The 21924-nt window shown below is 59.4% G+C and carries 16 protein-coding genes and 1 pseudogene; 6 read left to right on the top strand and 11 right to left on the bottom strand.

What is annotated here, in order from left to right; translation table 11 throughout:
• Positions 1-41: 41 nt before the first annotated feature.
• The 8 genes from ACL2XF_RS03815 to ACL2XF_RS03780 all read right to left on the bottom strand — a co-directional run bounded on the left by ACL2XF_RS03815 (position 42) and on the right by ACL2XF_RS03780 (position 10862).
• Positions 42-1742, bottom strand: a complete 1701-nt coding sequence (locus ACL2XF_RS03815) for an EAL domain-containing protein (protein WP_413728042.1) — start codon at positions 1740-1742, stop codon at positions 42-44.
• A 200-nt stretch (positions 1743-1942) separates the two neighbouring features.
• Positions 1943-3478, bottom strand: a complete 1536-nt coding sequence (locus ACL2XF_RS03810) for an FGGY-family carbohydrate kinase (RefSeq protein WP_413728041.1) — start codon at positions 3476-3478, stop codon at positions 1943-1945.
• A gap of 38 nt (positions 3479-3516) precedes the next feature.
• On the bottom strand, positions 3517-4377 hold the full coding sequence (locus tag ACL2XF_RS03805; protein WP_410014409.1) for a class I fructose-bisphosphate aldolase: 861 nt from the start codon (positions 4375-4377) through the stop codon (positions 3517-3519).
• Positions 4361-6172, bottom strand: a complete 1812-nt coding sequence (locus tag ACL2XF_RS03800) for a glycerol-3-phosphate dehydrogenase/oxidase (RefSeq protein WP_413728040.1) — start codon at positions 6170-6172, stop codon at positions 4361-4363. Before ACL2XF_RS03800 ends, ACL2XF_RS03805 begins: the two co-directional genes overlap by 17 nt.
• A complete protein-coding gene (locus ACL2XF_RS03795) occupies positions 6166-7161 on the bottom strand; it encodes a sugar-binding transcriptional regulator (RefSeq protein ID WP_413723218.1) in 996 nt (331 codons plus the stop codon). Before ACL2XF_RS03795 ends, ACL2XF_RS03800 begins: the two co-directional genes overlap by 7 nt.
• A 36-nt stretch (positions 7162-7197) precedes the next feature.
• Positions 7198-8199 (bottom strand): ABC transporter permease, encoded by a 1002-nt coding sequence (locus ACL2XF_RS03790; RefSeq protein WP_413728039.1) that lies wholly within the window; start codon positions 8197-8199, stop codon positions 7198-7200.
• A gap of 35 nt (positions 8200-8234) precedes the next feature.
• A complete protein-coding gene (locus ACL2XF_RS03785; protein WP_413728038.1) occupies positions 8235-9737 on the bottom strand; it encodes a sugar ABC transporter ATP-binding protein in 1503 nt (500 codons plus the stop codon).
• 99 nt (positions 9738-9836) lie between these two features.
• Positions 9837-10862 carry a substrate-binding domain-containing protein gene (locus ACL2XF_RS03780; RefSeq protein ID WP_410014404.1) on the bottom strand — a complete coding sequence of 342 codons (1026 nt, stop codon included), beginning with the start codon at positions 10860-10862 and terminating at the stop codon, positions 9837-9839.
• A 486-nt stretch (positions 10863-11348) separates the two neighbouring features.
• Here ACL2XF_RS03780 and ACL2XF_RS03775 point away from each other — a divergent pair, with 486 nt between their 5' ends.
• Positions 11349-12644 (top strand): NCS2 family permease, encoded by a 1296-nt coding sequence (locus ACL2XF_RS03775; protein WP_410014403.1) that lies wholly within the window; start codon positions 11349-11351, stop codon positions 12642-12644.
• 152 nt (positions 12645-12796) lie between these two features.
• Here ACL2XF_RS03775 and ACL2XF_RS03770 read toward each other — a convergent pair.
• Positions 12797-13390: pseudogene (locus ACL2XF_RS03770) on the bottom strand (DNA-3-methyladenine glycosylase family protein); the annotation flags it as partial.
• Positions 13391-13543: 153 nt separating this feature from the next.
• Here ACL2XF_RS03770 and ACL2XF_RS03765 point away from each other — a divergent pair.
• Positions 13544-14494 carry an L-lactate dehydrogenase gene (locus ACL2XF_RS03765; protein WP_413723221.1) on the top strand — a complete coding sequence of 317 codons (951 nt, stop codon included), beginning with the start codon at positions 13544-13546 and terminating at the stop codon, positions 14492-14494.
• A 98-nt stretch (positions 14495-14592) separates the two neighbouring features.
• Complete coding sequence (locus ACL2XF_RS03760) at positions 14593-14778, top strand: hypothetical protein (protein WP_410014401.1); 186 nt, start codon at positions 14593-14595, stop codon at positions 14776-14778.
• Between the two features lie 722 nt (positions 14779-15500).
• On the opposite strand, the gene ACL2XF_RS03755 is transcribed toward ACL2XF_RS03760, so the two are convergent.
• Positions 15501-15854 carry a DUF496 family protein gene (locus ACL2XF_RS03755; RefSeq protein ID WP_410014400.1) on the bottom strand — a complete coding sequence of 118 codons (354 nt, stop codon included), beginning with the start codon at positions 15852-15854 and terminating at the stop codon, positions 15501-15503.
• Positions 15855-15983: 129 nt separating this feature from the next.
• On the bottom strand, positions 15984-17063 hold the full coding sequence (locus tag ACL2XF_RS03750) for an FUSC family protein (RefSeq protein ID WP_413723222.1): 1080 nt from the start codon (positions 17061-17063) through the stop codon (positions 15984-15986).
• 582 nt (positions 17064-17645) lie between these two features.
• On the opposite strand from ACL2XF_RS03750, the gene ACL2XF_RS03745 reads away from it, so the two are divergent.
• The 3 genes from ACL2XF_RS03745 to ACL2XF_RS03735 are packed head-to-tail and all read left to right on the top strand — an operon-like array spanning position 17646 to position 21395.
• A complete protein-coding gene (locus tag ACL2XF_RS03745; RefSeq protein ID WP_410014398.1) occupies positions 17646-18401 on the top strand; it encodes a gluconate 2-dehydrogenase subunit 3 family protein in 756 nt (251 codons plus the stop codon).
• Positions 18402-18408: 7 nt separating this feature from the next.
• Complete coding sequence (locus ACL2XF_RS03740; protein WP_410014397.1) at positions 18409-20175, top strand: GMC family oxidoreductase; 1767 nt, start codon at positions 18409-18411, stop codon at positions 20173-20175.
• Entirely contained in the window at positions 20172-21395 is a 1224-nt protein-coding gene (locus ACL2XF_RS03735; RefSeq protein ID WP_413728037.1) for a c-type cytochrome, read from the top strand. The genes ACL2XF_RS03740 and ACL2XF_RS03735 overlap by 4 nt, the downstream gene beginning before the upstream one ends.
• Positions 21396-21924: the final 529 nt, after the last annotated feature.

Here is a 21924-nt window from a genome sequence, read left to right as displayed (position 1 = left end):
CAGGTACTCGCGTATTGTGGCAATTTCGGCGAGGGCGCATCCTAGCCTTTGATTTCCCGCTCGCTATCCCCGCCCCGTTGGCTGCTGCGGGAAATATCGCCAAGCAGTTGCCCCAGTTTTTCCTCCGACAGCGGTTTGGAAAATAAGAACCCCTGCAGTTGGGTACAGCCGGCGTCCACCAGAAATTGCTGCTGCTCGGGCGTCTCCACCCCTTCGGCAATCACCTCGAGGTTCAGTTTTACCCCCAGGTGGGAGACGGCGGTGACGATGGCGGCGGTGTCCTTTAACTGGGTGACGAACTGCACGAAGGAACGATCGATTTTTAGGCTGTCGACGACGATATCTTTCAGCAGGCTGAGGCTGGAATAACCGGTGCCGAAATCATCCAGGGAAATCCGCACCCCCGCCTCGCGCAGCAGGACCAGTTGATGTTTGCTGTTGGCATCGGAATTCATGATGGCCGTTTCGGTAAGTTCCAGCTCCAGGCGTTCGGGCGGGAAACGCAGCTCGGCCAGCAGCGCCAGCACCATACGGGCGAATCCGCCGTCGCGCAGCTGAATAGGCGACACGTTGACCGACAGCGATAAATCGCCCCAGCGCAGCATCTCGCGGCACGCCTGGCGCAGAATAAACTTGCCCAGGGGAATAATCAGCCCGGTTTCCTCGGCCAGGGGCACGAACTGCACCGGGGAAATTTCGCCCAGTTCCTCGTCATGCCACCGCGCCAGCGCCTCTACGCCGATAATATGGTTGTCGGCGGCGCGAATCAGCGGTTGGTAGGCGCAGGTAATATCCCGGCCCGACGACAGGGCGTTGGCCAGCGCCTTTTCCATGCGCCGCTTGCTGCTCAGGCTGGCGTCGAGCGACTCGGAATAGAAACAGTGCACGTTTTTACCCTGCCGTTTCGCCTCATACAGGGCGGCGTCCGCCTTGCGCAGCAGTTCGCCGGCGGTGATAACCGCCTCGGTAATCACCGTCACGCCCACCGATACCGTGACAAAAGGCGACGCGCCGGTCAGCGTAAACGGCGTTTGCGTCAGGTTGACGATCCGGCGGCACAATTCTTCCGCCTGGGCGCTCGCGAGGGGGTTATCGGTGAGCAGGGAAAACTCGTCGCCGCCCATCCTGGCGACCAGGCTTGCCTCCGGCGCCACGCCCTGCAGCCGGCGGGCAAATTCGCACAGCACAAAGTCCCCGGCCTGGTGGCCGTAGGTATCGTTAATATTTTTAAAACCGTCGAGATCCATCAGCAGCAGAAGGCCGCCGGCATGCTTGCCGACCCCGGGCACCACCACCTGGTTGAGCTGTTCATAAAGCGCGGTGCGGTTGTGCAGTCCGGTCAGGATATCATGGTAGGCCAGGTAACGGGTCTGGGCCTCGGATTCCCGCAGGATGGTAATATCATTGAGCGAGACCAGCACATAGGGCACGTCATGAAAGATAATGCGCGAGCAGCGCACCATCATCGACGTCTGCCCATTGTTCCGGTTCAGCATCTGATGTTCGTATTCCACATCTTCACCGGTTTCCAGAACGTAACGATCCCGCTCGGTAATGATGTCCACCAGCTTATCGTCAAGGCCGGCCAGCGGAGAATGCCCCAGCATCTCCCCCGGCGATTTACCGAATAATTCGCAGGCTTTGCGATTCAGGAACACCACCCGCTGCTGTTCATCTTTCAGGAATGTGGCGTCAGGCAGCGCGTTCAATACCGCCTGGCAGACTGCAAGATTATTAAACATGGCATGGGCATCCCGTATGAATCGGTACCCCAAGATTAGCAGATTTGTCCCTGCCTGCGCACAAGTTTACCGCCGGTGTCCCCGCGCTCACGAGACGATATGATCGGACGCGCGGTGTCGCCGCCAGGAAAGCGGGCGGCGCTCCCGGCCTGAGCGCGCCCCGGCGACAAACAGCTCCGCCCGATCCGGACGCGTCCGCGTCAGGATGGCGCGGCGGTGGCGGCCGCGGACGGCGTTTCCCGCCCGTCGGCTTCCTCGTCCCACAGATCGCCCATGGCCAGCTCCAGGCGTTTAAACAACCGGTAGCGGGTGGAATGGAAAGCGTGCAAAGCCTCGTCCGGCAGGTAGCCGGTCGGGGTAAGGGTGACCGCGTGGGCCACGCCCGCCGACATATCGGCATAGACTCCCACCCCGACCCCGGCGCAAATCGCCGCGCCCAGCGCGCCGGTTTCGCTACAGTCCGCCACCCGAATCGGGATGCCCAGCACATTGGCGAACATTTGCGGCCAGATGCAGCTGCGCGCCGCGCCGCCCGAGAGGGTCGCCCGCGTAAAGGGGATACCCGCGGCGCGCAGCCGGTCGATATGGGCGCGATGGGCGAAGGTGACGCCTTCAAACAGCGCAAACAGCATATCGGCGCGGGTATGCCAGCCGTTCAGGCCGTAAAAACCGGCTTTCGCCGGGCCGTCCTTGCGCCCGGAGTAGAGATAGGGATGGTATAACGGCAACTGGACGCTGGGCTTGACCGCCGCGACGCTGGCGCTGCAGCGCGCCGCGCCGCCGCCGTCGCGGCCGTCGTCGAACTCGCGGATAAACCAGTCCAGGTTGGCGGCGGAGGTGGCGCTGGCTTCGATGGCCATATAGCGGTCCCGCTCAATAATGGAATTCATAAATACCGGGCGCCGGTAATTTGGCGCGTCCACGACCACCTGGTTGATGCTCCAGGTGCCGGCGACTATGGACGCCTCGCCGGTATGCACCACCCCAGAGCCGATGGCGCTGGCCACCACGTCGAAAATGCCCGCCACCACCGGGATGCCGCGCGGCAGGCCGGTAAGCCGCGCCGCCCGCGCGGTGACATGTCCCCTGATATCGCAGGATTCACGCAGCGCCGGCAGCAGCGGCAGCGCATCGGCCAGATCATAAAGCGCCATCAGTTCGGCATCATATTGGCGGGTGCGGTAATTGAGCAGGCCCGATCCCGCCGCGTCCGAGACCTCGCCCGACGCGACGCCGCTTAAGAAATGGCCGATCACGTCTTTGGCAAACAGCACCGTGCCGATGCGCCGGTACAGATCCGGGGCATGGCGCTTCAGCCAGCTGAGCAGCACCGGCGTGGCCGCGGCCCAGGGCTTTTGCAGGCAGCATTGATAAATGGCCCCGGCAAGGCCCGCCTGTTCCAGTTCCCGCACCAGGCCGGCGGCCCGGCTGTCGATGGACTGAATGCCGATAAGCGGCGCCCCTGCCTGATCGAGCGCATACAGGCCGTTGCCGTGACCCGCCGCGCCCACGGCGATAACCTTACGCGGATCAACGGCTGCGCGCGCCAGACAATCGCGGATCGCCTGCGTTGCGCCCTGGTAGATATCCGCCAGCGGACGTTCGGCGTAACCGGGGCGGGGTTGATGTGTGGCGCCGCCGCGCTCCGCCACCGCCAGCACCCGGCCGCGCAGGTCGAACAGCACGGCTTTGATCATGGTATTACCGGCATCTATACCTAACAGACATGCGTCCATATAACGTCTCCACAGAGAAGGGTACGATGGCGCACGGCTTAAGCGCCGGAACCGGCCTGGCCGCGCCGGTAGATCTCAAACGCGGTGGGACCGTCGGCGCCCTGGTGGATAATGGCCATCAGGGCCCTGACCACCTGGGCGGGATTACTGTGCTGGTACACGTTGCGGCCATAGACCATGCCGCTGGCGCCCTGGGCCATCAGGCCGGCGGTTTTTTCCAGCACCGTCTCCAGCCGGCCCTTGCCGCCGCCGCGAACCAGCGTCGGGCAGCGGGCGGCCTGCACCACGCGGTGGAAATCCTCCACCCGGTCGGTGGGATCGGCCTTGACGATATCGGCCCCCAGTTCCCGGGCCAGGCGCACCAGCGGCACGATTTTCTCCACATCGCCAATTGAGGCGTAGGCGGCGCCCTGCCCGGCCGGGGCCATCACCAGCGGCTCTATCATCAGCGGCATGGCGTATTTATCGCACGCATGGCGCAGGCGGCCGATATTTTCCACGCACTGGCGGAAAATGCCCGGTTCGTCGGGGATCATATACAGGTTGACCACCACCGCCGCCGCGTCCAGTCGCAGCGCGGCCAGGATCGGCTCCTCCGGGTTGTGCAGCACCGCCCACATCTCGCGATGGCGCGCGCTGTTGTAGGCGTTGCCCACGTCGGCGCGCATCACCAGCGCCGGCTTGCCGGGCTGGTCGACCCCGGCCAGCAGATCGGCCTGGCCGTAATTAACCTGGATGGCGTCCGGCCCGGCGGCGACCAGGCTGGCCATCACGGCGGGCATATCCTCCAGGCCGACGAGGAAATCCGGCTCGTTGGCGATACCGTGATCGATGGCCACGTCCAGGCAACGCCCCTGACGGAACAGACGGCTCATGCGGGCTTTAGGATTGAATGACATCGGGCGCTCCTTGGGCGGATGGATGGGGGATGGGTTGCGGCGCGGGCGCCGCCAGCCGCGCCAGGCCGTGACGCTCGGCAAGGCTCTCCAGGGCGGCGGCAAGGCTGGCGCGCCGTTCATCGTCGCTTAAGCCCAGCGCCCGCGCCACGATTTCCGTGACTTCGGCGACAAGCTCAGGGGTCAGTTCGCCGGCGATGGCCATGGCGGTGCGGCGCACCAGCACATCTTCCGGCCTCACCACCTGCTCGCGGGCGATCAGGAAGCGCAGCTCATTGACCGTATAGCCGGGATGATGGCGCAGCGGACGATCGGGCGATCGGGTGACGAAATCCAGCAGCGCGGTCACGCGGCCGCCGTAACGGGATACCCATTGGGCCACCCGCGCCGCATCGCTATGATAATGCGCCGCCAGTTCCCCGATCCAGGCCGGTCGCTCCGCCTGGCCGGGTAAATCCCGGCCGCCGCCGATGGCCAGGTCTTCCGTCGTCACCCGGCGCCGCTCGCCCAGGTGGCGCAGCGCCAGATCCGCCGCCTGGGCGCCGAAGGCGCGGAAAGTGGTCCACTTTCCGCCCACCAGGCACAGGGTGGTAAACGGCCGCCCGGGCGCCGGGGGAATGACCTTAAGGGAGTGATTGCGGGAAATGCGGCCGTTCACGGTGGTATCGCTCACCGGCAGGGGACGGATGCCGCAAAAGGTATACAGGATCTCCTCGTCGGCGATGGCGATACGCGGAAAGACAAAGCGCAGCGAGTCGAGGATATAGCGCTTTTCATCCTCCGCGCAAATCACGTCGTCCGGATCGTCGGTGCGGATATCCGTGGACCCGACCAGTACATTGCCGAAGTAGGGAAACAGAATGCATACCCGCCCCTCCTGGTTTTCGTAATACACCATGCCGCCGTTTAACGCCGCCAGCAGCCGGGCGTTGCGCACGATAAGATGCGACCCCTTAGTGCCGCCGATAAGCCGCGGCGCCGGGGCCGCGGGACTCAGCACCCCGTTAAGCCGGTCAATCCAGGCGCCGGTGGCGTTGATCACCAGTTCCGGCGCCAGGGTAAAGGTTTCGCCGCTCTGGCCGTCGCGCAGGGTCACCACGCCGTCGTCCATGCCCGCCAGGCTAAGATAATTGATCGCCAGCGCCTGCGGATTGGCCCGTTCGCTGTCCTCGATAAGTTCGATCCCCAGCCGCTCCGGATAGTTGATCCAGGCGTCATAATAGGTGGCGCTGCATTTGACCCAATCGTTGAATTCCGGCCATTGGCGACGGGTTTCGCCGCCGCCCGTCAGCCGATGGCGTGGCATGGCGCCCTGCGCGCGCGTATACAGATCGTAGAGCGAAAGGCCGGCCTTGATCACCATGGCCCCCCGGCGCGACGGCCGCTCGGTCAGGCCGACAAAGCGCTTACCGGCGTTCACCAATCCCGAACAGTAGGAATCAATGGGCACAGTGGTGCGCAGCGGCATCACATAGTGCGGGGCGTTTTTCAGCAGCCGGTCGCGCTCGACCACCGATTCCTTGACCAGGGCGAACTCACCGGTCTCAAGATAACGCAGCCCACCGTGGATCATGCGCGACAGCGCTCCGCTGGCCGCCTGGCACCAGTCCCCCTGCTCCACCAGAATGGCGGGAATGCCCTGCAGCGCCAGTTCGCGGAAGGTACTGATGCCGTTAATGCCGCCGCCGACGATCAGCACCGGCGTCGCGCGGCGGCGGCGCAGCTCGGCCAGGCGCCCGGCGCGGTCGGACAGGGTCGCCGCCTGCGGGTCTTCCGTGGAATTCGTGCTGTTTAACATGCTGCCTCCTGTTGAGGATCCGGCGACGACAGTTCGATAATGCCCGCGGCGGTGGATTCATCGGTGACGATGCCCTTGAGATAGCGTCCGCGCAGCACGCTGCTGGCCGGTTCGATTTTATCGCTGCCCGCCGCCACGGCAAACGAAAAGGGAATATGCCGCAGTTCTTCCAGGGTCAGGCTCACCAGCCGCTGGTTATCGGCAAAACAGGCGGGCTGTCCCTGCGCGTCCAGCAGATGCGCCAGCACCTCGCTGCGCGCCCCGCTGGTCTCGACGCTGGCTTGAGCATGCCGCACCGATGGGTTTAAATCATAATAACTGGAGCTGGAGGCATGGATCGATCCCAGGCCGACGATGGCGATATCGGCTTCGCGCGCCTGCTGCAACACCTGATGCACCTGGCTGACCTCCATCAGCATTTGCCGCTGCGCAGGCGTATCGGCAAAGAGCGGCGCGTGGATTTGATACGCCTTGCCGCCAAGTTTGGCCGCCAGTTCGGACGCCACATGGTTGACGTCGGTATAGTGTTTGCCCTGCACGCAGCCCAGGGCGGGCACCACGTCGACGCGAAACCGGCGCGGCGTGGACAGGGCGTCCACCATGGCGCTGACGCCCTTGCCGCCGGTGAGGGCAATGGTATCGCCGTCCTTGACGCGGCTGAGCAGGAAATCCGCCGCCGCCGCGCCCACCACGTGCAAATCGGCGTCGTCGCCGCCTGTCACGTTGGGCGCCACCACCACGTCCTGCAGCCCGCCGATGCGCGCCAGATCCCGCTCCAGCTGATGGGCGGAAAGAAACGGCGAGCGGATGGTAATCTCCACCATGCCTGTGTCCCTGCCCTGGCGGATCATCCGGTTAACGGTGGCCACCGATAAATGGGTGTGTTCCGCTATCTCCGACTGCTTTTTACCGTCCAGGTAATACATCACCAGTACCCGGTAGATCTGGCGCGTCAGGGTAAACGACGGCGGCTCGATAAAATTATCCATTAACATCACTCCCGGAATCGCGAAGTAGAGAAACGATCAGGCGCTGCGGTATTTATTCATAATATGATCCATTGACACCGCCACCAGCAATATCAGGCCTTTAATCAAATCCTGCCAGTAAACCGAGACATTGATCAGGATTAACGAACTGGTGACGATGGACAGCAGGGCCACGCCCAACACCGCGCCGAGGATAGAGCCGGTGCCGCCCTTCAGGCTGGCGCCGCCGATCACCGCCGCTGCTATCACGTTCAGCTCCATGCCCACGCCAAAGGTCGGGGTCGCGGAACCCAGGCGCGCCATATAGATAATGCCGGCAAGACCCGCCAGGGTGGAGGTCAGCACCGTCACCAGCAGCTTGATTTTATTCACGCGGATACCGGAATACGCCGCGGCCCGCTCATTGCTGCCGGTATAAAACACCTTGCGGAACGCCGCGGCCTTGCGCAGCAGGAAATCGAACGCCACCACCAGGATAAAGAACAGGATAATCACAAACGGAACGCCCGATACCGTGCCCTGGCCGACAAACTTAAACGTGGCGGGCAGGGTAAACAGCGACAGCGGCGTGCCCTGGGTGATAATCATGCACAGCCCGCGCACGATAACCATGGCGGCCAGAGAGGCGATAAAATGGCTCAGCCCGATCCGCGTGACGGTCAGTCCCATCAGCAGGCCCACCAGCGCCGCCGCGGCGATGCCGGCCAGGCTTGCCGTCCAGGGGTCCAGCCCCGACAGGAACAACTGCCCCGCCACCACCATCGACAGGCAAACCACCGACCCCACGGACAAATCGATGCCGCCGACAATCAGCAGGATGGTCATGCCCACCACCACGATACCCTCGATGGAAAACGACAGCAGCATCGCCTTCATATTGGCCCAGGTCAGAAAATAGGGCGACGTGAAGCTCATAATCATGAAAATCAGCATGATGATTACCGTCAGGCCCACTTCCCGCTGCCGGAAAACCGCGCCGAACCAGCGCAGGGGCGCTTTGACGCCTTTTGCCGATAATAAAAACGTGTTAATGGTCATGGCGTTACCTCTTACGTTACCGCGCTACCCTGTCGTTAAGCCGCCGCGCCGGCGGCGAGACGCATGATATTCTCTTCCGTCAGCATATTGCCCGCGACCTCGCCGCCGATACGGCCCTCATGCACCACCAGCACCCGATCGCACAGCCCGATTAATTCCGGCAGTTCGGATGAAATCACCACCAGCGCCACCCCGCTTTCCGCCAGCAGATGCAAAATGTGGTAAATTTCCGCCTTGGCGCTGATATCCACCCCGCGCGTCGGTTCATCGAGAAACAGAATGGCGGGCTTGACCGACAGCACTTTGGCCAGCGCCACCTTTTGCTGGTTGCCGCCTGAAAGCGAGGACACCGGATCGCCGGGCCGGCCTTTTTTCAGCCACACCTCCCGCCCCAGCCTCTCTGCCTGCCGCCGTTCGGCGTCCCGGCTGAGCAGGCCATAGCGGCCGCATACGGCGGCGATATCCAGCGATGAAATATTCCAATCGATAGGCATATCGACAAACAATCCCGCCGCCTTGCGGTCTTCCGACAGATAAGCCATGCCCAGGCGCACGGCATCGGCATAATGGCGCAGCCGAACCGCCCCGCCGTTTACCGACACCGTGCCGCGCTTGAGGGCATCGATGGCGCAAATAGCCTGGGCGATTTCGGTGCGCCCGGACCCCATCAGGCCGCCGATGCCCAGGATTTCCCCTGGCCGCAGCTGGAAGGAAATATCAAAGAACCGCCGATCGTCGGAGAGCCCCTCGACCGCCAGCACCGGCGCCAGATGCCGGCAGTCCGCGCGCTTGGGCGGGTACAGGCGGGTCAGTTCGCGCCCCACCAGCCGGGTAATCACCTGGTCCGGCGTCAGCGCGTCGAGGTTTTCACAGCCCACAGTCCGGCCGTCGCGCATAATGGTGACCCGCTGGCACAGCGAGAAGATTTCGGCCATGCGGTGGCTGATGTAAATCACCGCCATGCCCTGCGCGCGCAGTTGGCGAACGATGGCGAACAGCCGCTGCGCCTCGGGCTCGGTCAGCGCCGCGGTCGGTTCGTCCAGAATCAGGATGCGGCAGTCAAGCGTCAGCGCCTTGGCGATTTCCACCAGCTGCTGCTGCGATAAGGGCAGGCTGCCGACACGGGCGGTTACCGGGATCGGCGCCAGCCTGTCCATCACCGCCTGGGCCTGGCGGCGCAATGCGCCATGGTTGATCCAGGACTTTCCCGACCCGTTGATATGGGCCATATAAATATTTTCATAAATGGAAATATCAGGGCACAGGGCGATTTCCTGGTGAACCAGACCGATGCCCAGCCGCTGGGCGTCGGCGGGAGAGTGGATCGCAACCGGCCGCTCATTCACCCAGATGCGTCCGGCATCGGGTTTGATGATGCCGTCGATGATATTCATCAGGGTGGATTTTCCCGCGCCGTTTTCTCCCGCCAGGGCGTGGATTTCCCCGGCCGCCAGGGCAAACTCGACGTTATCCAATGCCTTGACGGGGCCAAAGGATTTGCTGATGCCGCTAAGCCGTAAAGCTAGGGGTGCTGACATGGCCTCTCCCTCAGGGTTAAATGTAATGACATGGCGAACTTCCCGCGCGTGAACGCGTCGCAGACAACCGGCGCGCCGCGCGCCGGCGTGGCGGGTACCCTACTCATTAATTCCTTTGGTGCCCCGGCGTTTCAAATAGCCGTCCCAGCGGAAATCATCGGCGTTATCTTTGGTGACCACGGCATAGCCGTTATCCAGCAAGGGGAAGGAAAAGGGGTTGGCGCCGGTGCGTTTGGCATCATTCATCGGATCGATCAGGTCAGGATGCGCCGCCAGGAACAGCGTCATAAATCCCATATAGCCCTGCACCCCCTGGTTGGGATCGATGGCGGCGAACACCTGGCCCGCCTTGATCATATCCAGCACCTTGGCGTTCACGTCCACCGTTATCACCTTAACCTTACCGCCGTTTTCCACCACCGCCTGGGCGGCGCCGATGGCGGAACTGGCTTCCGGCATAAACAGCACCGACAGGTTGGGATGCGCCTGCAGGATAGACAGTACGGCATTGTAGGCTTTCGATGGATCCTGATTGGTCGCCGCGCGGCCCACCAGTTTGATATCCGGGTAATGGGTTTTCATTTCGTCGATAAAGGCGCTGACCCGCCGGTCGTGATTGTCCTGGCCGGGATTTTCCAGCACCGCGTACTCCCCTTTGCCGTTAATGGCTTTGCCCATCAGGTCGGCGGCGGCGCGGCCTTCGCGAAAGTTATCGGAGGTAATATACGCGACGCGTTTGCTGTTGGGCGAATCGGCGGCAAAGGTCACCACCGGGATGCCGGCCTCCGCCGCCCGGTTAATCGGCTCGATAAAGGGATCGGGGTTCATCGGATGCAAAAAAATGCCGGCCGGTTTTTGCGCCAGTACCTGTTCAAAGCTGGCCAACTGCTGGTTGACGTCATACGCCGGCGTGCCGCCATACACCGTTTTACAGCCCAGCTGGTGCGCCGCCTGTTTGAACATCTCATACACCGGAAACCAATACTCCACGCCGGTGACCATCACATTCATATAATAGGTTTCGCCCGGCTTGCAGCGAAACTGGGGGCCGTCGTCAGCCGCAGCCTGGGCGCCGCCGACCAGGGCGGCAAGAAAAAGGGTCAACGCAAGCAGGTGTTTTATCATGGTATTTCCCCGGAAAACGATGGGTTGGCCTGGCTCAGCCGCGACGGCGAAACAACAACGGAACCACGAGCCCGGGAATCGCTGTAATTTATTTCATAAGAAAGAAATAAATTACACCGCTATGTATAGATAATGTGAAAAAAATGTTCAAGAAAGGGTTGATTTCTGATGCGTGAAGCGTGAGAGAGGTCAAAAAGACGTGTGGAAATGTGATGTCACGCAAGTCTGCCGAGGGTGGCCGCGACCCTGGCGCCACACCGGAGCGGCCGCGCCGCGCACCATAAAGGCGCCCACGCACCTTAATGGTGAGGCGACGGCACGCTTATGGTGCCGCCGTCCGCGCAACCGATTACGTTTTTGCTGCGGCAAATTTAGAATTACCTATATAATGCGCCTGCCTCACCCATTGCCGCCTTTGGCATGCGGTTGCAATAGTGGCATAGCGATTGCTTTGGCTGTGCAGACAACTTCAATGAGAAAACTCCCATGTTAGAAAAACTATTTCAATTAAAGGCCCATCGTACCAACGTACGAACCGAAATTCTGGCCGGGCTGACCACCTTTTTGGCAATGGCATATATTCTGTTTGTTAACCCGTCGATCCTGAGCGCCACCGGTATGGATAAAGGCTCGGTGTTTGTCGCCACCTGTCTGGCCGCCGCCATCGGTTCGGCGCTGATGGGCTTTATCGCCAACTACCCGATCGCGCTGGCGCCGGGCATGGGGCTAAACGCGTTCTTTACCTATACCGTGGTTTTACATATGGGTTATACCTGGCAGATTGCGCTGGGAGCGGTGTTTTTATCGGCGCTGATTTTCTTCGCGCTGTCGATTTTCAAGATCCGCGAGTGGATCATCACCAGCATTCCGTTGCCGCTGCGCTCGGGCATTGCCGCCGGGATTGGGTTATTCCTGGCCATTATCGCCCTTGAAGGCGCCGGCATCGTGGTCGCCAATCCGGCCACCCTGGTGGGCCTGGGCGATTTAGGCAAAGCGGGTCCGCTGTTCGCCATGTTGGGGTTTGTGCTGATTGTAGTGCTGGAAGCCCGCCGGGTGCCCGGCGCGGTACTGATCGGCATCCTGGCGGTGACGTTCCTGTCCATCGCCATGGGTTACAGCCAATTTTTCGGCGTGATCTCCATGCCGCCGTCCATTGCGCCGACCTTTTTGCAGCTTGATATTCGCGGCGCGCTGAATATTTCCCTGGTAAGCGTGGTGTTCGCGTTCCTGTTCGTGGACGTGTTCGATAATTCCGGTACCCTGATAGGCGTAACCAAACGCGCCGGCCTGACCGACGAGGCGGGCAATATCCCGCGCATGGGTAAAGCGCTCATCGCCGACAGCGCCGCCGCGCTGTTCGGCTCGCTGCTCGGCACCTCCACCACCACCAGTTATATCGAGTCGGCAGCGGGCGTCAGCGCCGGCGGCCGTACCGGCCTGACCGCTATCGTGGTGGGCATCCTGTTTCTGCTCAGCCTGTTCTTCGCGCCGCTGGCCTCCAGCGTGCCGGCATTCGCCACCGCGCCCGCCCTGCTGTTTATCGCGGTGCTGATGACCTCGGGCCTGGCGGAAATCGACTGGAAGGACATCACCGTCGCGGCGCCCGTCACCGTTACCGCGCTGACCATGCCGCTGACCTACTCTATCGCCAACGGCATCGCCTTCGGCTTTATCACCTGGACGGTGGTAAAACTGCTGGCCGGACGCACCCGCGACCTGAACGCGGCGCTGATCGTGCTGTCGATTCTGTTTGTGATTAAGCTGGGCTGGCTCAGCGCCTGATTATCGTCTTCCCTCTACCCCGCCGGCGCCCGCCCGCGGGGTATTTTTTTGCCGTGATTCGGCCCGCCTGGGCATTATTTCGCCGCCGTTGACGGTTCGGCGCTGCGCGCATCGCCAGGGACAATCGGGGCGTGTATGCTGAACCCCGGCGCCGAACAGGCCCACAGATACAGCGATGCGGTTGTGCCGTATGGCGAATAGCGGCGGCGATAGCGTTCGAAGCGCTCGCGGGGCAGTTCCTTATGGCGGTACAGATTCATCATGCCGCGTCGAATGGCCAGATCGCCCCAGCTCAGGATATCGGGCCTGCCGAGCGCAAAAATCATCAGCATTTCCGCCGTCCAGACCCCGATGCCCGGCAGGCGCGACAGGGTGGCGATCACTTCCGGGTCCGGGCGGGACGGCAGCGCCGCCAGATCCAGCTCGCCGCTCATGGCGGCGGTGGCGGCGCCCTTGATATAGAGCGCTTTTTTCATGGTCATGCCGCAGGACTGGATTTGTTCCGCGGTCAGGCTTTCCATGGCGGCGGGGGTAATGGCGCCCGCCAGCAGCGCCAGGCGGGCGTTTACCGTCAGGCCGGCCTTGGTGGAAATCTGCTGGTCGACAATATTCCTGACCAGGGCCGCGAATAGGTCCGGCATCAGGGGCCGCTCAATCATCCCGATGCGCTCGATGGCCTGCGCCATGCGTTTATCCCTTTTTGCCAGCCAGGACAGCTCTTTGGTGCCGTATTCAAATTTAGCCATAACGTCGCTCGGTAGGTCTGGGTGAGGAAAACAAGGTCGCGTATAAGAATACCATTTTGTTAATCAGGCCATAATTCATTTAAAATTGTTAAACTGCGGCGGCATCGAGGCCGTGTGCCGGGTCACGTAACCCTTTTTCTCGAGGTAAAATGCATGAAACCACGTAAGGTGATGATTATCGGCGCGGGCAATGTCGGCTCTTCCGCTGCATATGCCCTGCTCAACCAGCAGTTTTGCGAGGAGATCATCCTGGTGGATTTAAACCAACAGCTGGTTGAGGGTCATCGCAAGGATCTGGCGGATGCGGCGGCGTATATGCCCAGCCGTATCGTTATCAGCACCCGGCCGGCAACCGACTGCGCGGATGTCGATATCGCGGTGATTACCGTGTCCGGCGGCGGCCTGAAACCGGGGCAAACGCGGCTGGACGAGCTGGACGGCACCGCGCGCATCGTCGGCAACATCGTGCCGGAGATGATGCGCAACGGCTTCAAGGGAATTTTCCTCATCGCCACCAACCCGTGCGATATCATTACCTATCAGGTATGGAAGCTGTCCGGCTTGCCGCGGCATCAGGTGCTGGGCACCGGCGTTTGGCTGGACACCACGCGTTTACGGCGCATCCTGGCGGAACAACTGGATATCGCCGCGCAAAGCGTGGACGCCTTTATCCTTGGCGAGCATGGCGATACGCAATTCCCGGTGTGGTCGCACTGCTCGGTATACGGCATGCCGCTTAATGAATACAGCCGGTTGAAAACCGGTCATGAGCTGGATTTCCCGGCGCTCGGCGAGCGGACGCGTCAGTTGGGTTTTGAAATCTATGCCCAAAAGGGCTGCACCGAATATGGCGTCGCCGGCACCATTACCGAAATTTGCCGCAACGTATTCACCAGCAGCCATCGCGCCCTGACGGTTTCCTGCGTGCTCGACGGCGAATATGGCAAGCAGGGCCTGGCGATCGGCGTACCCGCGGTGTTGGCGCAGCGCGGCGTGGCGCAGATTATCGAGCTGGATTTAAATGAAGTGGAGCAGCGTCAGTTTGATGATTCGGCGGCGGCGATCAAAAAGAATATCCAGCGGCTGGCGGTGGTGCACCATTGACGGGGCGCGCCCTGCCACACGCCGGCCTAAAACCTGGCGATGGCGGGCGCGCCCCGTGCGCTTGCCTTGCAACGCGGCTTTGGGCGCGGCGTTTATTTTTGGCCCAGGCGCAGCAAGCGCCTGATTGCCCGCTTTACCCGTTGTTTTATATCGCTCTTGATAAAGCGGTAAACGCTGCGATCGCCCGGCTCCTGACGTTGGCACAGTTTATCCTTGTTTACCGCCCTGATATTGCCGGCGCCAAAAGCGTGCTGATGATACGCACAGGGACATTGCACGGCTAAACCGCTCGTGGCGCAATCCGGGACCGGGCAAAACGGATTTGCCGTCTGCGCCGCCGGGGACCATGGCCCTTGGTAATAAACAGGTAAAACGGGTTGGATCAGCGGTGCTGATTTCCTGGCATTCTCCATGGATTGAAATAATATTATTATTGTAAATAATAATAAAATCGGGCGAATAATAATACCGATTTGATATTTCCTGATAGTCATGAAATAACTTACCTGCGTTTTGCGTATGCCGTTGTCGGCTCCCTTTCCGTCAGAAACAGGCTCTGATTGCGGGAGATGCTTCTTCCATCCTTTGCTGGTAAATAGCTCGCCACTGTTAATGGATCATAATTAACTATCATTAAGTAACCATCATTAAGTAACTATCATTAAGCATACGGCCTTTATAATAAAACAAGGTCAATCATACACACCATAACCATTGTATATATGATTATGTTTAATCTGTTATACTATTATCCCGTTAATCTACAATATTATTCAGGCTAGGGGAACCTTGCAATGGTGAAGCGGCGCATTTCCTCAGCGACAATCATAAAATTGAGCGTATGTTATCATTATATTTTTTATTCTTAGGAATTTTATTTATTGAACGAGGATTATTATTTTTTATTGAATGAATACGTTATTTCAATTTTTTATTGCCGGCGGTAAAAAAAGCCGGTCCGCCGGCGGCGATTCAGGTTGCCACGGGTGGACCGGCATCAGAACGATCAGATGTGTTTACCCGCCTCAGGGGCGCCTGCGGCCATAGCCTTGACTTCGCCGATGGCTTTTAATTTTTTGGACAGTTCGCGACGCTCTTTCGACAGCTCGGCGTTTTTGATGATGTAATCATCCACGCGATCCTCATAGTCGGTGCGCATGCTGGCGATGATGGCCTGCACTTCCTCGATGGTCATGCCCGGCTTGAGATAGTCGCTCAGATTGTCCAGCAGCAGGACACGCTTCTGATTATCGCGGATTTTTTTCTCGTTATCGGCTATTTCACGCTGCAACTTGTTTTTACGGCGAAACATTCGCACAAACTCCAGGACATCCTGGAATGAAGGCTTGATGTGATCCATGTCAATTTCCTTGCTGAAGTCATAGGTTGAAAACGGTGCGCAAACGCATAGTCATTACCTTACAGAGTAGCAGCTATCCGGTGCAATGGCATTTCACTATGTTACCCGTTTTTACCGCCGGGCCATAATTCATTCTTCCTGTTGCGGCAATGGCTTACGCAACGCCTGACACAGCAGCCGCGCCAACTGCTCCAGCTGTTGCGTCAGCTTCAGGCTCAGCCAGACGTAGCCGAATATCGGCGCCTCCACCTCGTTACGCTGGCTGGCCTGCTCCATTAATAATTTGAGCTCGGCGGCGATGACCGCCAGTTCGCCGCTATTGGCGACAATCGGCGCCGGATTGCCCTGGCGCAGCGCCTCGGCGAGGGTCACCAGCGCGCGCAGGGTTACCCTTTGCGTACTGCGCAGGGTGGTGGCGTTGAGCAGGATAAAGTGGCTCTCGCGCGAGGCCCACCAGGCGTCGATTTGCAGTTCCAGTACGCAGACGATATTACGGCTGAGATCCTGGATGGCGTCGAACACGTCTTTGGCTACCGCGCTTTCCTTGCTGGCCGGCGTCACCAGGGTGCCCGTTTTGCTGACATCGGCCAGCAGTTTTTTCAGGCGCCCGTCCAGGCGGGGGCGTTCGATGATATTGGGCGAAAGGTAGGCGGCGTAGATTTTGCTGAGGGCAATCAGGCCGAAACTCATCTTCATGCGCCAGTGAATAAACGCCCGCTGCGGGTAGATGCTGGTAAACAACAGCGCCAGCAGCGAACCGATAATCACATCCCCGCTGCGCCACAAGGCGGTTTGCATATCCCCCGCCCCGGCGCCGCATACCACCGCCAGGGTGATGCCGATAAGCAACGCCAGGTAGGGACGCTTGCCAAGCGTCAGGTAACCGCAGATAAACATCACCAGGCCGCACCATATCAGCATCAGCGGCAGGGAATACAGCTCCAGCCGCAGGCCGATAAGCCCCGACGCGGCGCCAAAAACGGTGCCGATAATGCGCTGAACCGCCCGCTGCAGGACATTGCCCCAAAAGGAAATCGGCCCCATTACCACCACCAGCGTGATCAGCGGCCAGGTGCCCTCCGGAATATCCAGCAGACGGATAATCATAAAGGTCAGCACAAAAGCCAGGCCGATGCGCAGGCCGTGGGCAATGCGGTAATGCTGGTAAATGGTATGTTCTAGTGAGGAAATCTGTCTGTCCAAACGCACGGGAAATCGACCTGGCAAAAACGAAGCGGGATAGGTAGTTTAATGAAATTAACTACTTTTCACATCAATAATTAGTCTTCCATATTTCAAATTGTAACCATGGCGCTATAAACAACTCTTTTCCTAAAGGGTAAGGTTATCCCGCTATAATGCTACATAACATAAAAATATTATTAATCATAAGGTTCGTCTCGACGCGCGCCGTTTAGCGAGCGGTTTTGCAGACGCCCCTGGCGTCCGGTCAGGCCGCCAGGTAAAACCCGCGGCGTCAAGGAGCCTGTCTAATTCACTTACATCTTTTTACCGGGGGGCTAAACGCATCCCGTCGGATTTTGATGCGTTAATTCAAGCAGATAAATCTAATGCTCACATTGCTGCTCCGCAGCCGGCCTGTGTTGCCGGAGCGGTAGGAACCGGTACCATTGCAAAGTTACGTAATTGTTAGCAACATATTCATAATTTGCTAGCAGGAAGAATCCTTTATAGTTATGGGGTTTACGACCCCGGCTTAGCCGGTCGTTTACCGCAGATAACAGTGCGGAGCCTGCACAGGCACGCCACAATAAGAGACGGGAAGCACATATGCGCAAAAGAAAAAAAACGCTGCCGGGGGTAACCCGCAGGCAGCTTCTTTCCTATTCCGCCGCGACCTTGGCTATCGGCGCGGGCGTAAGCGCCAAGGCGGCCACCCTCGCCGGCGCGCCGGGCTGGCAGCCCTTCGCGCACAACCCGACGGAAACCTTTGCCGACCAGGGCTGGCTGTTTTTTAACGATAAGGAAGTGGCGACGCTTGAAGCCATGGTCGAGCGGTTTATCCCCGCCGATGAGCTCAGCGTCAGCGGCAAAGACGCCGGATGCGTGGTATTCATCGACCGTCAGATGAAAGGGTTTTACGGCACCTTCTCCCGGCTTTACCGTGAAGGCCCTTTTCAGGAGGGCACCCCCGAGCAGGGCGACCAATCCCCCCTGGTGCCCCAGCAGCGTTACCGCATCGGCCTGGCCGATTTGGATGAGTATTGCCGCAGCACCTTTCAGAAAGCCTTTCACGAACTTCCGCCCGAACAGCGCGATAACATTCTGACCGGTCTGGAAAAAGGGGATATCAAACTGGCCAATATCGACGCCAAACTGTTTTTCAAACAGGTGCTGGACAACACCATGGAAGGCTTTTTCGCCGACCCGATGTACGGCGGCAACCGCGATATGGTGTCATGGAAAATGATTGGTTTTCCGGGCGCGCGGTACGACTACCGCGATCTTATCGAACAGCATAATCAGGATCTTCATTTAACGCCGGTAAGCATTGGCGGCAGTGAGCAATGGAAAACCAAGGGATAACACCATTATGGCAAAGAAACTCCCCAAAACCGATGTGGTGGTGATTGGTCTGGGCTGGGCGGGGGCGATTATCGCCAATGAACTGACCGACGCCGGCCTGGAAGTCATTGCCATCGAACGCGGCCCGTGGCGCGATACCGCGCGGGATTTTAACGTCGCCTCGGTGACCGACGAGCTGCGCTATAACCGCAGCCAGGAACTGATGCTGCGCACCAAACAAAATACCATTACCGTACGCAACGATCCGTCGCAAACCGCCCTGCCCATGCGCAGTTGGGGATCGTTTCATCCTGGTAACGGCACCGGCGGCGCAGGCAACCATTGGGCGGGCATCACATTCCGCTTCCAGCCGGAAGAATTCCGCCTGAAAAGCCATCTGCTGGAACGCTACGGCGCCGACGCCATGCCAAAAGAACTGACCCTGCAGGACTGGGGCACCGATTGGCAGGAGATGGAGCCGTTTTATATGCAATTCGAGCGGCTGGCGGGCACCTCGGGCTATGCGTCCAATGTCAATGGCACCCGGCGCGACGGCGGCAACCCCTATGAGGGCATGCGCTCCGGCGAGTATCCCACGCCGCCGATGAAGCAGCCCTACGGCCCGACGCTGTTTGCCGAAGCCGCCCGAAACCTGGGCTATAAAGCCTTTCCGGTTCCCTCATCCCTGGTATCGCAGGCGTATACCAACCCCCTGGGCGTGACCATGGGCCCCTGCACCTACTGCGGTTTTTGCACCAACTACGGCTGCGCCAACTATTCCAAGGCCAGCGCCATAACCACCGTGCTGCCGGTACTGGTGCGCAAGGACAATTTCTCCGCCCTGACCAACAGCGAAGTCATGAAAGTCACCCTCGACTCCACGGGCAAACGTGCCACCGGCGTGGTCTATATTGATTCCTCCGGCGATGAATGGGAACAACCCGCCGACCTGGTCATCGTCACGGCATTTACCTTTGAAAACGTGCGCCTGATGTTGTTATCCGGCGTGGGAAAACCCTACGATCCGGTGACCAATACCGGCACCACCGGCCGCAACTACGCCTACCAAACCGCCAATTCGGTACAGCTGTTTTTTGATAATAAAAACTTTAATCCGTTTATCGGCGCCGGGGCGGTCGGCATGGGCATCGATGATTTCAATAACGACAATTTCGATCATACCGGCCTGGGCTTTTTCGGCGGCGGCAGCATCCGCGTCACGCCCATCGGCGCCGCGCCGATCGCCTATCACCCCACCCCGCCCAGCGCGCCGACCTGGGGCAGCGAGTTCAAGCGCCAGGTCAAGAAAAACTACCTGAGCAGCATGAGCATTGGCTGCGAGGCCAGCAGCTACAGCACGCGCACCAATTACCTGTCCCTGGATCCCAATTATAAAGATCCTCTGGGCCGGCCCTTGCTGCGCGTGACTTTCGATTTCTCCCCCAATGATCTGAAGATGGCCGCGTATTGCACCGGCAAAGTCGGCGAGATCGCCAAGGCGATGAATCCGCGGGAATACTATATGCGCCCAATGAAGGGCCACTGGAATTCGGCGCCCTATCAGTCATCCCATATCGTCGGCGGCTTTGTTATGGGAAGCGATCCCGCCAACAGCTCGGTAAACAAACATCTGCAGGTCTGGGATGTGCCCAACCTGTTTGTGGTCGGCGCTTCCGCCTTCCCGCAGAATCCCGGCTATAACCCCACCGGCACCGTGGGGGCGCTGGCCTTCAAGGCCGCCTACGCCATTCGCCACTACTACCTGCAACGCCCCGGGGAGATGATCACCGCATGAAAAAGCTGATTTCATTTTACGCCGGCCTGCTGGCGCTGGCCGCCTGGACGGGACATGCCCAGGCGCAGCCGGAGTATGATCAGGTGGAAAAGGGCCGCTACCTTGCGGTGGTGGGCGATTGTACCGCCTGCCATACCACGGATGCCGCCAAACCCTTTGCCGGCGGGTTCCGTATCGACACGCCATTCGGCGCCCTGCTGGGCGCCAATATCACGCCGGATGTGGAAACCGGCATCGGCAAATGGACGTTTGATGATTTCCAGCGGGCCATGTCGGAAGGGATAGGCCATGGCGGCAAACGTCTCTACGGCGCGATGCCGTTTACCGCCTATACCAAAATGAGCCGCGAGGACAATCAGGCGCTGTGGGCCTACCTGCAAACCCTCCAGCCCATTTACCACCCCGTGGAAACCAATCAGCTGCCGTTTCCGTTTAACATTCGCACCAGCCTGATTGCCTGGAACTGGCTGAATTTCACTAAGGGCGTCTACACCCCCGACCCGACCCAATCCGCCGAATGGAATCGCGGCGCCTATCTGGTGGAAGGCCCCGGTCACTGCGGCACCTGCCATACGCCCAAGAACCTGCTGGGCGGCGACAAGAACGACAATTTTCTGCAGGGCAACAGCCTGGGGGCATGGTGGGCCCCCGATATTACCAATAACGCGCATACCGGCATCGGCGCATGGAGCGAAGAGGATCTGATAGCCTACCTGCGCACCGGCGTCAACCGTTTCGATATCGCCTCCGGCCCGATGGCGGAAGAGGTGGAACACTCTTCCCAGCATTGGCATGACGCGGACCTCAAGGCGGTGGCGGTCTACCTGAAGGCGGGCAAGGCCTCAACGGACAAGGCGCCCGCGGCCCTGGCCGCCGATGACAGCCGGATGGTGGCGGGCAAGGCCATTTATTTCGATCGCTGCTCGGCCTGCCATAACTCCTCCGGCACCGGCGAGGCCAATATTTTCCCGCGCCTGGCCGACAATCCGCTCATCCGCGCGCCCAACGCCGCTTCGCTGATAAACGTGGTGCTGGCCGGCAGCCGCGCGGGCGCCACCGACAGCCGTCCCACCGCGCCCGCCATGCCCAGCTTCGCCTGGAACCTGGATGACGCCCAGGTGGCGAATGTCCTGACCTATATCCGCAACAGCTGGGGCAACGCCGCGGCGCCGGTCAACGCCGACGACGTCAAGGAGATGCGCAAAACGCTGCGGCCCTGAGGCGCGGCGCCCTTCATCGTACGGGCAGAGCCGGCCGCAGCGCCGGCTTCGCCCATTTCATGGCAATGCTTGTTAATCTTATTTAATTACTTAATTCTTTATTCATATTTGCATTAATTGAATAACAAACTAATGTGCCAGGTTTATTTTGTCAAAAAACAACTTATTTACTGATAACTCTTATCCGTATAAATTCATATTAATATTAAATTATAAATAAAATAATTTTAACGCTATTTTAATTTCATATTAATTAATAGGTTAACGATAAAATAGATCCTTTTTTTCAGACCCCACTGTGATAGTTTTTATTTATGGGCTAAGATAACGAATAGTTCTTGGTAAAGCCGATTATCTGGCCCATTTTTCACGAAATAGGTTTTGTCGCCTTTATTTATACCTCTTAAATGATATACCTGGATATATGATAAACATCTCACGTTCGTTAGCCTGGAGATTAGTTTTCCTGCTAAGTGGTTTATTCTGGCTCTGTGTTATCGGCCTGTTCGCCTGGATTTAAATAGCGGAC

It is taken from the genome of Sodalis sp. RH19, assembly GCF_047324215.1.
GTDB lineage: Bacteria > Pseudomonadota > Gammaproteobacteria > Enterobacterales > Enterobacteriaceae > Acerihabitans.
Note: the sequence above shows the minus strand (reverse complement) of the source record. Positions and strands in the feature narration are given on the sequence as shown.

Bases quoted from the DNA above. Each gene is read 5' to 3' on its own strand.
- ACL2XF_RS03815 (WP_413728042.1), bottom strand. From the start codon at position 1,742: ATGTTTAATAATCTTGCAGTCTGCCAGGCGGTATTGAACGCGCTGCCT.
- ACL2XF_RS03810 (WP_413728041.1), bottom strand. From the start codon at position 3,478: ATGGACGCATGTCTGTTAGGTATAGATGCCGGTAATACCATGATCAAA.
- ACL2XF_RS03805 (WP_410014409.1), bottom strand. From the start codon at position 4,377: ATGTCATTCAATCCTAAAGCCCGCATGAGCCGTCTGTTCCGTCAGGGG.
- ACL2XF_RS03800 (WP_413728040.1), bottom strand. From the start codon at position 6,172: ATGTTAAACAGCACGAATTCCACGGAAGACCCGCAGGCGGCGACCCTG.
- ACL2XF_RS03795 (WP_413723218.1), bottom strand. From the start codon at position 7,161: ATGGATAATTTTATCGAGCCGCCGTCGTTTACCCTGACGCGCCAGATC.
- ACL2XF_RS03790 (WP_413728039.1), bottom strand. From the start codon at position 8,199: ATGACCATTAACACGTTTTTATTATCGGCAAAAGGCGTCAAAGCGCCC.
- ACL2XF_RS03785 (WP_413728038.1), bottom strand. From the start codon at position 9,737: ATGTCAGCACCCCTAGCTTTACGGCTTAGCGGCATCAGCAAATCCTTT.
- ACL2XF_RS03780 (WP_410014404.1), bottom strand. From the start codon at position 10,862: ATGATAAAACACCTGCTTGCGTTGACCCTTTTTCTTGCCGCCCTGGTC.
- ACL2XF_RS03775 (WP_410014403.1), top strand. From the start codon at position 11,349: ATGTTAGAAAAACTATTTCAATTAAAGGCCCATCGTACCAACGTACGA.
- ACL2XF_RS03765 (WP_413723221.1), top strand. From the start codon at position 13,544: ATGAAACCACGTAAGGTGATGATTATCGGCGCGGGCAATGTCGGCTCT.
- ACL2XF_RS03755 (WP_410014400.1), bottom strand. From the start codon at position 15,854: ATGGATCACATCAAGCCTTCATTCCAGGATGTCCTGGAGTTTGTGCGA.
- ACL2XF_RS03745 (WP_410014398.1), top strand. From the start codon at position 17,646: ATGCGCAAAAGAAAAAAAACGCTGCCGGGGGTAACCCGCAGGCAGCTT.
- ACL2XF_RS03740 (WP_410014397.1), top strand. From the start codon at position 18,409: ATGGCAAAGAAACTCCCCAAAACCGATGTGGTGGTGATTGGTCTGGGC.
- ACL2XF_RS03735 (WP_413728037.1), top strand. From the start codon at position 20,172: ATGAAAAAGCTGATTTCATTTTACGCCGGCCTGCTGGCGCTGGCCGCC.